The following is a 13569-nucleotide window of genomic DNA, read 5'->3' on the forward strand; positions in this document are numbered from 1 at the left end:
ATATGAAAAAAATACCTTTAACAATTGCTTTAACAGCTTCTATGTCGTTTGGTATTGCTTTAGCAGCAGAAGCTAAAGCTCCAGTTACACAAGTTCAAGATTCATCTGAGAGTAGTCCAATAGCTCAAGGAGAAGGTAAATGTGCAAGTGGTAAATGTGGTTCACTTAAAAAATTTGGTGTGGTTGATGTTGATGCTGATCAGCAAGATGGAAAACTTGTCAGAGCAAGAGATGGTAATTGTGGTACAAAGGTTTGTAAAAGTTATGGCAAGCAAGATAAAAAAGAGATAGCACAGTTGGGTAAATGCTCTAATGGAGTTTGTGGACAATGATCGGTAAATGTCAAGGTATAGGTCTAAGGTCTGAACATCAGTCAATATTATCAGCACAAAAAGTTGATGGGATTGATTTTCTTGAGCTTTCTCCTGAAAATTGGATGGGCTTAGGCGGATTTAAGCAAAACTACCTTGACAAGGTTGCTAGTATTTATCCTATCATAGCTCATGGTTTGAGCCTATCAATAGGTGGATTTCAGCCACTTAATAAGAAATTTCTGAATGAAGTTAGAGCATTCTTAGATGATTATAATATTGAGATATATAGTGATCATTTATGTTTTTCTGATGATGAAAAAGGGTACTTATATGATCTTTTGCCAGTCCCTAGAGAGAAAGAAAATATTTCTTATATTTGCAATCGCATAGAGCAGGTTCAAGAGATTATAAAAAGACCACTTACATTAGAAAATATATCATATTACTACCAATATGATAATGATATGAATGAGCTAGATTTTATCAATGAGATTCTACAGAGAAGTGGTGCGAAAATGCTTCTTGATATAAATAATGTTTATGTCAATGGACATAATCATAACTATGATGCTTATGAATTTATAAAAGGTATAAATAAGGGTAGTGTCAATTATTACCATATAGCAGGACATTATAAAAAAGATGATTTCATTTTAGATACTCATGGCAAAGATGTAATACAGGAAGTAAAAGAGCTAGCAAAGTTTGCTGTGGAGCAACATGGTTGGCACCCAATGTTACTTGAGCGGGATCATTTTGTACCAAAGCTTGATGATTTGGTGAGTGAGTTAAATAGCATAACAGATGTTATAGAGGACAAAATATGAATATATCAGAATCTATAAAAACTAAAATGCAAAACTTTACTCATGCTATTCGTTACGGTAATGCTGGTGATGAAAAGATGCAGATGTATCGTGAATTTATCGTCGGGAATGTTTTAAGTGTTTTAGAAAATACTTTTCCTTACTTTAGTAAGCATGCTTCTCAAGAGTTAAAAGATAAGATTTTAAAAGTTTTTTTTGAGGATAATATATCATCTGAGCCAGCATTTCATCAAATAGCTACAGAGATACTGAAATCTTCAAAATCTGTAGAAATGAGTGAAAAATTATCTAAGTTAATAGAGTTTGAGTGGCTACTTTTCTCTATAGAAATAGATGAATCTAAAGTTGTTGAAAATATAGAAATCACTAAAAGTATAAGTTTTAAAGATATCCGAAATATAAAAGAAAATCCAACACTAACTTTTATACTACTTCCCTTTGATATAAATGATTTGGTTGAAGAAATAAGCACAGAGCAAAATATTATGTATGCGCTTTATCGCAATATAAACCATAGAACTTCATACCAAAGAATATCTACACTTGAATACGCTATGTTAAGTTCAGTATTAGAAAAAGGAATAGATATTTTTGAATCAGAAGATTTTAAGCAAATAAAAAATGAGCAACAGGAGTACTTAATTAATCGTTTAGTCTCTTGGCATAACCAAAATATGATTACTTTATCAGCATAAGGAGCAATTTATGATAAATAGAATATATGATATATATTACAAGATTATCCAAAAGTTTCAGTCTATCGACTTTTTACTTTTGTTAGGTATAAGGCTTTATTTAGTACCGACTATGTTTGTAGGAGCTAGATCAAAAATAGAAGGTTTTAGTACAACTGTGGCATGGTTTGGTGCTCCGGCCTCTCAAGGTGGTTTAGGTATGCCTATGCCAGAAGTTATGGCATTTTTAGCAACTTCTGCAGAAGTTATCGGCTGTGTTGGTATCGCATTAGGTTTGTTTACTAGACTTGTTTCTATTCCAATGATGTTTGTAATGGGTGTTGCTGGTGCCGCGGTTCACTGGGCTCATGGATGGCCTGCGATTGCAGACAAAACTGCAGAATCTACACAGAGACTAAATGATCTATTTGTATGGTTATCACAAAACTTCCCAGATAGATATAACTATGTTACTGCGTTAGGTGATCCTGTAATGCTTAATGGTGGTATGGAATTTTCTGTTACATACTTCATTATGTTATTTACATTATTCTTATACGGTGGCGGAAGATATGTAAGTGCTGACCACTGGCTGAAGAAAATTTTTATAAGAAACTAGTGTTTATCTAAGCCCTAACTTAACTAGATCGTGCATGGTTATTATACCTTCTACATTATTTTTACCGTCAACTACAGCTAAACTGGTAATTTCAAATCTTTCCATTTCCTCGAGAGCTGATATAGCCATTTCATCACTTGATACAGTTTTAGGGTTTTTGCTCATAACTTCACTGATTGTTTTCTGAGAATTGAAGCTCTCGGCTTCAAACATTCTTCTTAAATCACCATCCGTAAATATACCTAAGAGTTTGTTATCTTCAACAACTAATGTACTACCTATTCCTTTGTCACTTATTTCTAGAATTGCTTTGCGTAGATTATCTGTTGATTTGACTTTAGGTATTTCATTGCCTTTACGCATAATATTTTCTACTTTTAATATCAGCTTTCTACCAAGAGCACCACTAGGATGAGAAAATGCAAAATCTCTAGCAGAGAAATTCTTGGCTTTAAGTAAAGCAATGGCTAAAGCATCTCCTAAGACTAGTGTAGCAGTTGTACTCGATGTTGGAGCAAGATTAAGAGGACAAGCCTCTTTATCAACACCTAAATTGAGTGTTACATCACTATTTTTTGCCATTAATGAGTTTTTGTTACTTGTAATAGATATTACTGGTATACCCAGGTGTTTAATCATTGGCATGATTCCCATAATCTCACTGGAATTACCGGAGTTAGATATAGCAACTACAACATCTTTGTCTGTAATCATACCAAAATCACCATGACCAGCTTCCCCAGGATGAACAAAGAAAGCTGGAGTTCCAGTACTAGCGAGAGTTGCGGCAATTTTCTTACCAATTTGACCAGACTTACCCATACCGGTTATGATTACTCTACCTTGTTTGTTGTTTAGAATAATGTCGCAAGCTTTCTTAAAGTCATCGCCTATAGAGTTTTTTAATTTCTCTAAAGCTTGTATTTCAAGTTCAAATGTTAGTTTAGCATTTTGAATATGATCCATTTGGTTCTCTTTCCTTATCTATTATAAAAAGCGTTTACAGCATTAGATATTATAGTTTTTGAGATTTATTAGCTCAAATATTTTTTATTGTTATGTTAAAATTATTTTTAATTTTTATATATTTAGATAAATAGCAATGAGAAAATTCCAGATTAATCCATCGATATTATCTGCAGATTTAGCAAGATTAGGTGATGATGTCCAAGCAGTTTTAGAAGCAGGAGCTGATAACGTTCACTTTGATGTGATGGATAATCACTATGTGCCTAATCTTACATTTGGTCCTATGGTTCTCAAGGCTTTGAGAGATTATGGTATTTCAGCTGGTATGGATGTTCATCTTATGGTTAAGCCTGTAGATGCATTGATTGAGAGTTTTGCCAGAGCTGGTGCTAGTAGTATAGTATTTCATCCAGAAGCTAGTGAGCATATCGATAGAAGCTTACAACTAATCAAATCTTTTGGTATAGATGCTGGTCTTGCTTTGAATCCAGCCACAGGGATAGATTGTCTAAAGTATGTTGAAAGTCATATTGACAGAGTGCTTATCATGTCTGTAAATCCAGGCTTTGGCGGACAAAAATTTATACCAGCAATGCTAGATAAAGCTAAAGAAGTCTCTCAGTGGATTAAATCAACTGGTAGAGATATTCTACTAGAGATAGATGGTGGCGTTAACCCTAATAATATTGCAGAGATTGCAGCTTGTGGAGTTGATGCTTTTGTGGCTGGGTCAGCTATTTTTAACTCAGATAGCTACAAACAAACTATTGATAAGATGAGAGATGAACTCAAGAAAATCTAGTCTATCAGTATTTATGCTCAAAACGATAGAGCTGATATTGTCAGTAATGTTTGTTTTACTGAGTTATTTTATACCATTACATATTTTTGATTATAATATCACCAATTTTAGTAGCTTTAATTTTTTAGCCTCGTTTATAGCTATTACAGCATTGTTAATTTTTCTTGTTGCGGAATATACCAATGGTGAGAAAACTTCAAAATCAAGAAATATACTAAAAGTATTATTATGCTCATTTACACTAGCAGTAGTGATTACTTCTTTAGCATTTTTTCTAAGAGGTTTTGCTTTTCCTCGTAGTGTAATTATTTTAGGTTTTGTTATACAGATTATAGTGTTGTCATGTTTGCGGATTTACTTTAGATCTCTTATGAGAAGAACTATCTATAACAAAGTGCTAGTGATAGGACAAAATAATGAGCAGGATTGGCTTTTTAATAAAGCGGTATCCTCTAAGTTACCTAATGAAATTATTCATGGCTATTTAAGTATAGATGTTGTGGGCTTGGAGCTAGTTGATATTATCAAAAGTTATACTAAGGTTTTTGTTTCAGACAAGGCTTTGAAGTTACTTGATGATAATGATTTATCTCTTTTGAGTCAGTGTAATGTTGAGATGGTGATTATTCCTCGAAAATATGAAATATCTGTATGGGGAGCTACTCTAGTACCTCTTGGTGATAGTCTTGCAATGAGTATCAAAAACTTTGGCCTATCTTATGAGGCTAAAGTTATAAAAAGAATTTTTGACATTATATTTAGCTCGATTGCTATAGTGTTAATGGCTCCAATAATGTTTATAACAGCTCTGGCAATTTATATCGAAGATAAAAGCTCTCCTTTTTTTATCCAAGAAAGAGTTACTAGAAATGGTAAAAGATTTAAGTTAATAAAGTTTCGTAGTATGAAACTAGATGCAGAGTCCCAAACCGGAGCTATATGGGCAAGTAATAGTGATGATAGAATTACAAAGATTGGAAGAATAATTCGTCCTATATGGCTAGATGAATTACCACAGTTTTTTAATGTATTAAAAGGAGATATGTCAATAGTAGGGCCAAGACCTGAAAGACAAGAGTTAATCGATGAGTTTGCAAAAGAGACTCCTGAGTTCTTGTATAGAACCAAAGTTAAAGCTGGAATTACAGGATATGCTCAAGTTTTGACAAGCTATGCAACTTTGCCGGAAAATAAGCTTAAGCTCGATCTTGTATATATTAGAAGATGGAGTTTTGTTTTTGATTTACTTATTATTATCGAGACAGTTAGAGTTATTTTTATGAAGATTTTTAGTATATTTTTATCAAAAAAAGAGACCATAGATAGTAAAGTATTAAATCAAATAGATACAAATTATATAGAGTACAAATATGAATAAAAAAATATTAGTAACTGGTGGTACGGGCTACATAGGTAGTCATACTGTTGTTGAACTTCTTGATAGAGGATATCAAGTTGTTGTGGTTGACAATCTTTCAAATAGCAAACTATCTGTAGTTGATAGAGTTAAGACAATCACAGGCAAAGATTTTGATTTTTATGAGATAGATCTTTTAGACAAAGATAAGTTAGAGAAAATCTTTCAAGAGCATAATATAGATGCGGTGATTCACTTTGCTGGTCTCAAAGCTGTTGGTGAGAGTGTGCAGAAGCCTTTGGCTTATTATCATAATAATCTATTAAGTACACTAAATTTACTTGAGTTAATGCAAGAGTACCAAGTTTATGATTTCGTATTTAGTTCATCAGCGACTGTATATGGTATGTCTAATATACCACCATTTGCAGAGGATCTACCTCTTAGTACAACTAACCCTTATGGTGCGACTAAGCTAATAATAGAAGGTATTCTAGTAGATTTACAAAAAGCTGATAATAACTTTAATATCACATGTCTTAGATATTTCAATCCTGTAGGAGCTCATAGCAGTGGGATGATTGGCGAAGATCCTCAAGGTATCCCAAATAATCTAATGCCTTTTGTTGGGCAAGTTGGGTCAGGTAAATTGTCTAAGCTTAGTATCTTTGGTGGTGATTATGATACCCAAGATGGCACTTGTATTAGAGACTATATCCATGTTGTTGATTTGGCGATAGGGCATATATTAGCACTTGAGCATATCTCAAAGGTTGAACCAGCTTGGCGAGCATATAATCTAGGCTCAGGTAATGGTTGTAGTGTACTAGAGATTGTCACAGCATATGAGAAAGCTTTGGGCAAAAAGATTCCATATCAAATAGTTGATAGAAGAGCTGGAGATATTGCTGAGATGTATGCAAATGCTACAAAGGCAAAACAAGAGCTTGGTTTTGAAACAAAAAAAACTATAGATGATATATGTGTTGATATTGTTAGATGGCAGAATTACGCCAAAGAGAATGATATTTAATGTCTAAAAAAGTCTTAATAGTTGCAAGTGTTGTTAAAACACATATTATGCAATTTCATATCCCAACTTTAAAAATGCTTAAAGAAATGGGCTATGAAGTTCATGTATGTGCAAAAAATGATTATCGCAATGCTGCAGAATGTCAAGTACCTTTTTGTGATAAATATATCAATATTGGTTTTAATAGAACGCCATTATCTATTAAAAATTATAAATCATATAATCAATTAAAAAAACTTATGTTAAATGAACAGTATGACATTGTACATTGTCATACACCAGTTCCAAGTGCATTAACAAGATTAGCTATCAAGAACTTCAAGCATAAGCCAAAAGTTATATATACCGCACATGGTTTTCATTTTTATAAAGGCGCTCCTATTAAGAACTGGCTAATTTTTTATCCAATTGAGATGTATCTATCAAAATATACAGATGTTTTAATAATTATAAATCAAGAAGATTACAGTATTGTAAAAACTAAATTTAAAGCCAAAGAAATTAGGTTAGTTAATGGGGTTGGAGTAGATGTTGATAAGTTTAAGTCACTATCAAATGCTGAGAAAAACAAACTTAGAGAGAAATTAGGTTTTGATAATGATGATTTTATAATTGTATATGTGGCAGAGCTAGTTAGAAATAAAAGACAATTGGATCTTATAAGGGCTGTACAACAAGTTAATAATATTAAAATAAAGTTGTTACTAATTGGTCAAGGAATAGAACACTCAAATTATTCTGAATATATTGAGAATAATAATTTAGATAATCAAGTGGAGCTTCTTGGTTATCAGAACAATATAAATGAGTGGCTAAATATAACTGATTTATATATATCTCCATCAGAGAGAGAGGGTTTACCTGTAAATATTCTTGAAGCATTAGCCGTTGGATTACCAGTTCTAGCCTCAAATTGTAGAGGTAATAGAGACTTGATCTCCGAAGAATATTTGTTTGAGGTGGGAGATATTCAAGGGTTAGAAAAGTTAATAAATGAAAGTATAACTAATACTCAAGACTATACCTCTAAGATAGATATTAAAAACTACACTTCAAATAGTTTCTTAAATCAGCTGAACAAGATATATTTAGAAAAAGGAATGTTATAAATGAAGCAATTTTTTAGATATTTCTTCGGTATTTTAGATACCACTCAGAAAAAAAGGTTTTTTTTATACCTTGTGTTATTATTTTTAGGTTCTACATCTTCTATGCTAGGTGTTGGTGCGGTTATCCCTTTTGTAAGTGTGTTAGTTAATCCAAATCAGTTTGATAATATAAGCTTTTTAAATGGTATTAGTCATTTTCAAATAATGCTCATAAGCATAGTATTATTGATCTTAGCTTTTTGGATAAAGAATATAATTGGTGTAGTATTATTTTGGTTTCAAACCAAATTTTTAAACTCGATAGTTCTTAGTATTCAAAAGAAGCTATTCAAGCTATATATATCGATGGATTATGAATCTCATTTAACTAGAAGTACACCAACACTTATACGTAATATAAATGCTGAAACTAATCAGTTATCTAACGGAGTCATTAATCCTTTGGGTATATTAATGACCGATTTATTTTCATGTGTATTTATAGTTGCTTTATTGTTATATATAAACTTTTTATTTAGTTTTTTTACTTTGTTAATTTTAGGAGTTTCTTTATTTATCTTTATGTTAAAAATAAAAGAGATTTTAACTAAATATGGTAAACAAAGAGCTGAAGCTTGGAAAAGCATGACTCAAACAACTATGAATGGTTTATCAGGGATAAAGGAAATAAAACTTTATAATAAAGAAAAAGTATTTATAAATGAGTTTAGTGAAAAAGCAACTATGCTTAATAAGTCATTACAATTCAATCAAATATTTCAAATCCTACCAAGATTTTTTATAGAAGCTATAGCGATTACATTTGTTTTGGTTACTTTGTTAGTCCTAATAGCTTTTGGTGAGTCGACAAATTCAATTTTTATACTGTTATCAGTTTTTGGAGTTGCTGCAACACAGCTACTACCGGCCCTTAATAGAATTATGCAAGCGATAACCAGTATCAGATACTCTCTTCCAGCTTTAAAAGTAATAAATGAAGAGTTAGAAAAATATCAAAGCTATTCAGATACTGTAGAAGATAGTTTTAATTTAGATATAAAGTTTGAAAAAAATATCCGCTTAGATAACGTTAGTTATAGCTATCCTGATGGTACTCAAGCTTTGAAAAATATTTCTGTGACAATAGAAAAAGGTAAGAAAACAGCTTTTATAGGACCTTCAGGCTCTGGTAAAAGTACCTTAGTTGATTTGTTAATGGGTTTCTATACGGCACAAAGTGGTAGTATTTATATAGATGATAAGCAAATTAATAGTATTAATGTAATACAAAGATTATTTGCATATATTCCACAACAAATTATACTCTATGATACATCTATCAAAGAAAATATTGCTTTTGGCGAACCAAAGGTAAGCATAAATGAAACTAAAGTTTGGGAATGTCTAAAAATGGCACAGCTTGATGATTTTGTCAGTAATTTAAATAAAGGTTTGGATACTTTTGTTGGAGAAAATGGTATTAGACTCTCAGGTGGTCAACGCCAACGACTAGGTATAGCTAGAGCATTGTTTCAAAATCCACAAATATTAGTGATGGATGAGGCAACATCAGCTCTAGATACTGAAACTGAAAAAGAAGTAACGAATGTGATAAGAGAGTTAAAAAATATAACTATAGTAACAATAGCACATAGACTTTCTACTATACATGAGTATGATATGATTTATACCTTATTGTAAATGTTATGTTATATTAGAGAACCAGCTAGATGAAAAATATGTGCTCTAAACCACTTGTATCAGTACTACTTCCTTCATATAATCATGAGAGATATATAGAAAGAGCTATTGAAAGTGTAGTTAATCAGGATTATCCAAATATTGAACTGATAGTCGTTGATGATGGTTCCAGTGATGAGAGTGTTAATGTTTTAAAAAAAATATCTGAAAAATATAATTTTGAATTATATCTTCAAAAAAATGAAGGATTAATTAAAACTCTTCAAAAACTTATATCACTTTCAAAAGGTAAATATATATCTTTGTTTTCATCCGATGACGAGTATGAAGGTAATAAAATATCTACACTAGTTTCTTATTTGGAGAATAATCCAGATTATATTATGGTTTATAGTAAGATTTACATAATTGATCAAAATTCAAAAATTATTGCTAAAGTAAATGAAAATTATCAGCTGGGTTATATATTTGATAATCTTTTGAAAGGAGAATTTTTTATCAACGGAGTGTCAGGACTTTATCGAAAAGAATTATTTGAAGAATTTGATTATGACAATGAATATATTGATGATTATCAATTATGGTTAAAGATTGCTTATAAATACAAAATAGGCTTTGTAAATGAATATCTTGCTAGATATCGTAAACATGATAATTATATGTCAGGTAATATTTTAAAAATGATTTCATCGGAGAAAAGAATAATAGATAAATATAAGTCGCATTCAACATATCACATAGCTCGTGATGCATGGAATTTGAAATGGTTTAGAGCTCTTGCTGGAGTTAATAAAAAAGAGGCACTAAAGTATTTAAGAGTTTTAAATTATAAAAAAATGTTATTACAAAAAGTTTTTTGGATATCAATTATTAAGTTTTTGTTACCTAAACTATTCATTGATTATATTGAAAAAATCACTAAAAATGTCAAATAAAAAATTGATAGTATTATATATTGCTACAGGAGAATATATAAAATTTTGGAAAGATTTTTACCTTAGCGCAGAGAAGTTTTTTTTAAAGAATAGCAATATAAGTTTAGAATATATAGTTTATACAGATAGCACTTGTATCTTTGCAGAAGAAAAAGAAAATGTATTAAGAATCTATCAGGAAAATATGGAGTGGCCATATATTACTTTATTTAGATTTAAAATTTTTAAAAAAGCCTTACCTTATTTGTATAATAGTGATTATATATTTTTCTTTAACTCAAATATGAAATTTATTTCAGATGTTAATGAGAAAATACTTCCTCAAGGAAGCAAACAGCTTACATTTGTGATGCATCCAGGTTACTATAATAAACCAGTCAAAAAATTTACATATGAAAAAAATAATAACTCATTAGCTTTTGTCCCTAAATCATTAGGAAAATATTATTTTATGGGAGGAGTTAATGGAGGAACAACAAAGGCATATATAAAGCTTATTAATGATTTAGAATATGCTATAGATCAAGATCTTAAAAAAAACGTAATAGCAATATGGCATGATGAATCACATTTAAATAAATATGCCATTACACATGAAAAACTAATACATGTTCTATCTCCTCAATATGGCTATCCTGAAGGTTTGTCTAATCCTGATTTTGAAATCAAATTAGTTATTAAAAATAAAGAAAATTATATAGATATACATACTATTAAAGGAAGTAAGAGAAGAAATGTTTTTTTAAATATATACAGCTATATAAAAGGGTTACTAAGTGAAAATAATTAAGATACAAGGCGGTTTGGGTAACCAAATGTTTCAATACGCTTTTTATAAGAGCCTAAAAAATAATTGTATAGATTGTTATGTTGATATCAAAAATTATGATACTTACAAACTTCATTATGGTTTTGAGCTGAATAGGATTTTTAAAAATATAGATCTAAGTTTTGCTCGAAAATATCATAAAAAAGAGGTTCTAGGTAAGTTATTTTCAATTATTCCTAGTAAATTTATTGTTAAATTTAATAAAAACTATATTCTTCAGAAAAATTTTGCTTTTGATAAAGCATATTTTGAAATAGATAATTGCTATTTAGATGGTTATTGGCAATCAGAAAAATATTTTAAAAAAATTACAAAAGATATATATGATGCTTTTACCTTTGAGCCTTTAGATTCTATTAATTTTGAATTTCTTAAGAATATACAAGATTATAACTTGGTATCTATTCATGTGAGAAGAGGAGACTATGTAAATCATCCTCTTCATGGAGGAATATGTGATTTAGAATATTATAATAAAGCTATAAGTTTTATAAGATCAAAGGTAGCTAATGTCCACTTTTTAGTATTTTCAAATGATATTTTATGGTGTAAGGATAATTTAAAGTTAGACCGTGTAACATATATTGATCATAACAGATGGATGGATAGCTATAAAGATATGCACTTAATGAGCTTATGCAAACATAACATTATAGCTAATAGTTCATTTAGTTGGTGGGGTGCGTGGCTAAATCAAAATGATGATAAAATTGTTATTGCTCCAAGCAAATGGTTTAATGATGATAAAATCAATCAAAAAGATATTTGTCCTAACTCATGGGTGAGAATATGAGTAAGATAACAGTGTCTGTAGTGATGCCAGTATATAATGCTGAAAAATATCTTTCACAAGCTATTGAAAGTATTTTAAAACAGTCATTTAGTGATTTTGAATTTATTATTGTAAATGATGGCTCATCAGATAGTAGCTTACAGATAATTATGAAATATGCTGAAATTGATGATCGAATTATAATTCTCTCTAGAGAAAATAGAGGTATCATCTATTCTTTGAATGAAGCTATATATTTAGCAAAAGGTAATTATATAGCTAGGATGGATGCAGATGATATTGCAAACGAAATGAGGCTTCAAACACAAATAAGCTATCTTGAAAAAGAAAATTATGATGTTGTAGGTTCTAATATTGTTTATATCGATTCTGATGGTGTTGAGATCGCTAACAAAGTTTTTCCAGAAAGTAATAAACATATCAGAAAAAAAATCTATTATAAATGTGTAATCTCTCATCCTACGGTAATGTATAAAAAAGAAGTAGTTTTAAAATCAAACTGTTATATGGGAGGTAAAGCTAGTGAAGACTACGATCTTTGGCTTAGGTTAATGAGAAATAGATTAGTAAAATTTTATAATGTTCAAGAAAATCTTTTGCAATATAGAATACATAATGAGCAAATGAAGGGTGATAAATCTGCTTTTGCTGAAGTGGCAGGGTATTTTTTAAGAGAAGCATTATGTTTAAAATCTGTTAAACCTTTATTTGGTTGTTTTGTTTATATTCTTAAAAGAATTTGTTTATAATTTAAAATCAATAAAATAAATCCTAAATAAATGAAAACCTATATATTTGACTTGGATAATACACTTTATCCATATAATAACGGCTTATTTGATGCACAGATGGCGAGAATGAGTGATTATATCAAACTAAAACTAAATATTTCAGATACCGACAAAGCTAATACAATTCGTGATGAGCTATACTATGAGTTTGGTTCAACTATGCTTGGCATGATGCGTTATCATAATATCGAACCTAAAGAATTTCTTGATTATATTGATGATATTGAGATTAGTCACTTCAAGCCAAATGAGAAACTAAATAAATATATCAGTAGTTTAAGAAAAGATAATCGTACGTATATTTTTACTAATGCTTCTAATTTTCATACTTATAGAGTTTTAAAACAGTTAGGTTTAGATGATAGTTTTGATGGTATCTTAACTATAGAAGATACTGGCTTAGTTTCCAAGCCAAAGACTAAATATTTTGAGGTAGGTAGAGACAAGTTTGATATTGATTTTACCAATGCAATTTTCTTTGAAGATTCCTCACATAATTTAGTACCAGCTAAGCATTTAGGTATGCAGACTGTATTAGTCCATGCAGATGATCATAAGTCAGAGGCTAATTTCTATGATAATCAAGAAATAGACTATTATGTGAAAGATGTGGAGTCATTTTTTAAGGGTGATTATTTAGCTAGGAGATAACAATAAATGATACCGTCATCCTGAATTTGATTCAGGATCTCCTGAATAGGCGTATGTTTAGAGATTCGTTCATACGAGAGAATTACAAAAATGTATAGTCATAGCCGCGTAGGCGGATATCTTTAGGCTAGTGGTTATGATTTATGAGATTCCCATCTTCATAGGAATGACCGAGTAGTAGATAAA

15 protein-coding genes are annotated in these 13569 nt (G+C 30.3%); 14 read left to right on the top strand and 1 reads right to left on the bottom strand.

The features are described from left to right. Window positions 1–2: 2 nt before the first annotated feature. Genes FTPG_RS05765 through FTPG_RS05780 form a run of 4 tightly spaced genes read left to right on the top strand, consistent with a single transcriptional unit; the run spans window position 3 to window position 2434 of the window. Window positions 3–332, top strand: a complete 330-nt coding sequence (locus FTPG_RS05765; protein WP_004287490.1) for a hypothetical protein — start codon at window positions 3–5, stop codon at window positions 330–332. After that, window positions 329–1141 (top strand): MbnB/TglH/ChrH family RiPP precursor modification enzyme, encoded by an 813-nt coding sequence (locus FTPG_RS05770; protein WP_035722508.1) that lies wholly within the window; start codon window positions 329–331, stop codon window positions 1139–1141. Before FTPG_RS05765 ends, FTPG_RS05770 begins: the two co-directional genes overlap by 4 nt. Next, a complete protein-coding gene (locus FTPG_RS05775; protein WP_004287492.1) occupies window positions 1138–1836 on the top strand; it encodes an HvfC/BufC family peptide modification chaperone in 699 nt (232 codons plus the stop codon). The genes FTPG_RS05770 and FTPG_RS05775 overlap by 4 nt, the downstream gene beginning before the upstream one ends. 10 nt (window positions 1837–1846) lie before the next feature. Continuing rightward, complete coding sequence (locus tag FTPG_RS05780; protein ID WP_004287493.1) at window positions 1847–2434, top strand: HvfX family Cu-binding RiPP maturation protein; 588 nt, start codon at window positions 1847–1849, stop codon at window positions 2432–2434. A 3-nt stretch (window positions 2435–2437) separates the two neighbouring features. Here FTPG_RS05780 and FTPG_RS05785 read toward each other — a convergent pair whose 3' ends face one another. Further along, window positions 2438–3400 carry a KpsF/GutQ family sugar-phosphate isomerase gene (locus tag FTPG_RS05785; RefSeq protein ID WP_004287494.1) on the bottom strand — a complete coding sequence of 321 codons (963 nt, stop codon included), beginning with the start codon at window positions 3398–3400 and terminating at the stop codon, window positions 2438–2440. A 136-nt stretch (window positions 3401–3536) separates the two neighbouring features. On the opposite strand from FTPG_RS05785, the gene rpe reads away from it, so the two are divergent. The 10 genes from rpe to FTPG_RS05835 are packed head-to-tail and all read left to right on the top strand — an operon-like array spanning window position 3537 to window position 13383. After that, a complete protein-coding gene (gene rpe / locus FTPG_RS05790) occupies window positions 3537–4205 on the top strand; it encodes a ribulose-phosphate 3-epimerase (protein WP_004287495.1) in 669 nt (222 codons plus the stop codon). Further along, a complete protein-coding gene (locus tag FTPG_RS05795) occupies window positions 4186–5583 on the top strand; it encodes a sugar transferase (RefSeq protein ID WP_004287496.1) in 1398 nt (465 codons plus the stop codon). The genes rpe and FTPG_RS05795 overlap by 20 nt, the downstream gene beginning before the upstream one ends. Beyond that, a complete protein-coding gene (gene galE, locus FTPG_RS05800) occupies window positions 5576–6595 on the top strand; it encodes a UDP-glucose 4-epimerase GalE (RefSeq protein ID WP_004287497.1) in 1020 nt (339 codons plus the stop codon). Before FTPG_RS05795 ends, galE begins: the two co-directional genes overlap by 8 nt. Then, window positions 6595–7704 (top strand): glycosyltransferase family 4 protein, encoded by a 1110-nt coding sequence (locus FTPG_RS05805; protein ID WP_004287498.1) that lies wholly within the window; start codon window positions 6595–6597, stop codon window positions 7702–7704. Before galE ends, FTPG_RS05805 begins: the two co-directional genes overlap by 1 nt. Then, window positions 7705–9384: an ABC transporter ATP-binding protein gene (locus tag FTPG_RS05810; RefSeq protein WP_004287499.1), complete on the top strand. Its 1680-nt coding sequence runs from the start codon at window positions 7705–7707 to the stop codon at window positions 9382–9384. A gap of 29 nt (window positions 9385–9413) precedes the next feature. Continuing rightward, on the top strand, window positions 9414–10319 hold the full coding sequence (locus tag FTPG_RS05815) for a glycosyltransferase family 2 protein (RefSeq protein ID WP_004287500.1): 906 nt from the start codon (window positions 9414–9416) through the stop codon (window positions 10317–10319). Continuing rightward, a complete protein-coding gene (locus FTPG_RS05820; RefSeq protein ID WP_004287501.1) occupies window positions 10309–11109 on the top strand; it encodes a family 6 glucosyltransferase in 801 nt (266 codons plus the stop codon). Before FTPG_RS05815 ends, FTPG_RS05820 begins: the two co-directional genes overlap by 11 nt. Continuing rightward, entirely contained in the window at window positions 11096–11941 is an 846-nt protein-coding gene (locus FTPG_RS05825; protein WP_004287502.1) for an alpha-1,2-fucosyltransferase, read from the top strand. The genes FTPG_RS05820 and FTPG_RS05825 overlap by 14 nt, the downstream gene beginning before the upstream one ends. After that, window positions 11938–12690, top strand: a complete 753-nt coding sequence (locus FTPG_RS05830) for a glycosyltransferase (RefSeq protein WP_035722510.1) — start codon at window positions 11938–11940, stop codon at window positions 12688–12690. The genes FTPG_RS05825 and FTPG_RS05830 overlap by 4 nt, the downstream gene beginning before the upstream one ends. Window positions 12691–12720: 30 nt before the next feature. Beyond that, the gene (locus FTPG_RS05835) at window positions 12721–13383 is read left to right on the top strand and encodes a pyrimidine 5'-nucleotidase (protein WP_004287504.1); all 663 of its coding nucleotides are present in this window, start codon (window positions 12721–12723) and stop codon (window positions 13381–13383) included. The last annotated feature ends 186 nt before the right edge of the window (window positions 13384–13569 follow it).

It is taken from the genome of Francisella philomiragia subsp. philomiragia ATCC 25015 (genome assembly GCF_000156715.1).
GTDB classification, from domain to species: Bacteria; Pseudomonadota; Gammaproteobacteria; order Francisellales; family Francisellaceae; genus Francisella; species Francisella philomiragia.

Excerpts from the sequence above, each read along its gene's own strand:
- FTPG_RS05820 (WP_004287501.1), top strand. The coding sequence starts at position 10,309 with ATGTCAAATAAAAAATTGATAGTATTATATATTGCTACAGGAGAATAT.
- FTPG_RS05815 (WP_004287500.1), top strand. The coding sequence starts at position 9,414 with ATGAAAAATATGTGCTCTAAACCACTTGTATCAGTACTACTTCCTTCA.
- FTPG_RS05780 (WP_004287493.1), top strand. The coding sequence starts at position 1,847 with ATGATAAATAGAATATATGATATATATTACAAGATTATCCAAAAGTTT.
- FTPG_RS05775 (WP_004287492.1), top strand. The coding sequence starts at position 1,138 with ATGAATATATCAGAATCTATAAAAACTAAAATGCAAAACTTTACTCAT.
- FTPG_RS05810 (WP_004287499.1), top strand. The coding sequence starts at position 7,705 with ATGAAGCAATTTTTTAGATATTTCTTCGGTATTTTAGATACCACTCAG.
- rpe (WP_004287495.1), top strand. The coding sequence starts at position 3,537 with ATGAGAAAATTCCAGATTAATCCATCGATATTATCTGCAGATTTAGCA.
- FTPG_RS05795 (WP_004287496.1), top strand. The coding sequence starts at position 4,186 with ATGAACTCAAGAAAATCTAGTCTATCAGTATTTATGCTCAAAACGATA.
- FTPG_RS05830 (WP_035722510.1), top strand. The coding sequence starts at position 11,938 with ATGAGTAAGATAACAGTGTCTGTAGTGATGCCAGTATATAATGCTGAA.
- FTPG_RS05765 (WP_004287490.1), top strand. The coding sequence starts at position 3 with ATGAAAAAAATACCTTTAACAATTGCTTTAACAGCTTCTATGTCGTTT.
- FTPG_RS05770 (WP_035722508.1), top strand. The coding sequence starts at position 329 with ATGATCGGTAAATGTCAAGGTATAGGTCTAAGGTCTGAACATCAGTCA.
- FTPG_RS05785 (WP_004287494.1), bottom strand. The coding sequence starts at position 3,400 with ATGGATCATATTCAAAATGCTAAACTAACATTTGAACTTGAAATACAA.
- galE (WP_004287497.1), top strand. The coding sequence starts at position 5,576 with ATGAATAAAAAAATATTAGTAACTGGTGGTACGGGCTACATAGGTAGT.
- FTPG_RS05805 (WP_004287498.1), top strand. The coding sequence starts at position 6,595 with ATGTCTAAAAAAGTCTTAATAGTTGCAAGTGTTGTTAAAACACATATT.
- FTPG_RS05835 (WP_004287504.1), top strand. The coding sequence starts at position 12,721 with ATGAAAACCTATATATTTGACTTGGATAATACACTTTATCCATATAAT.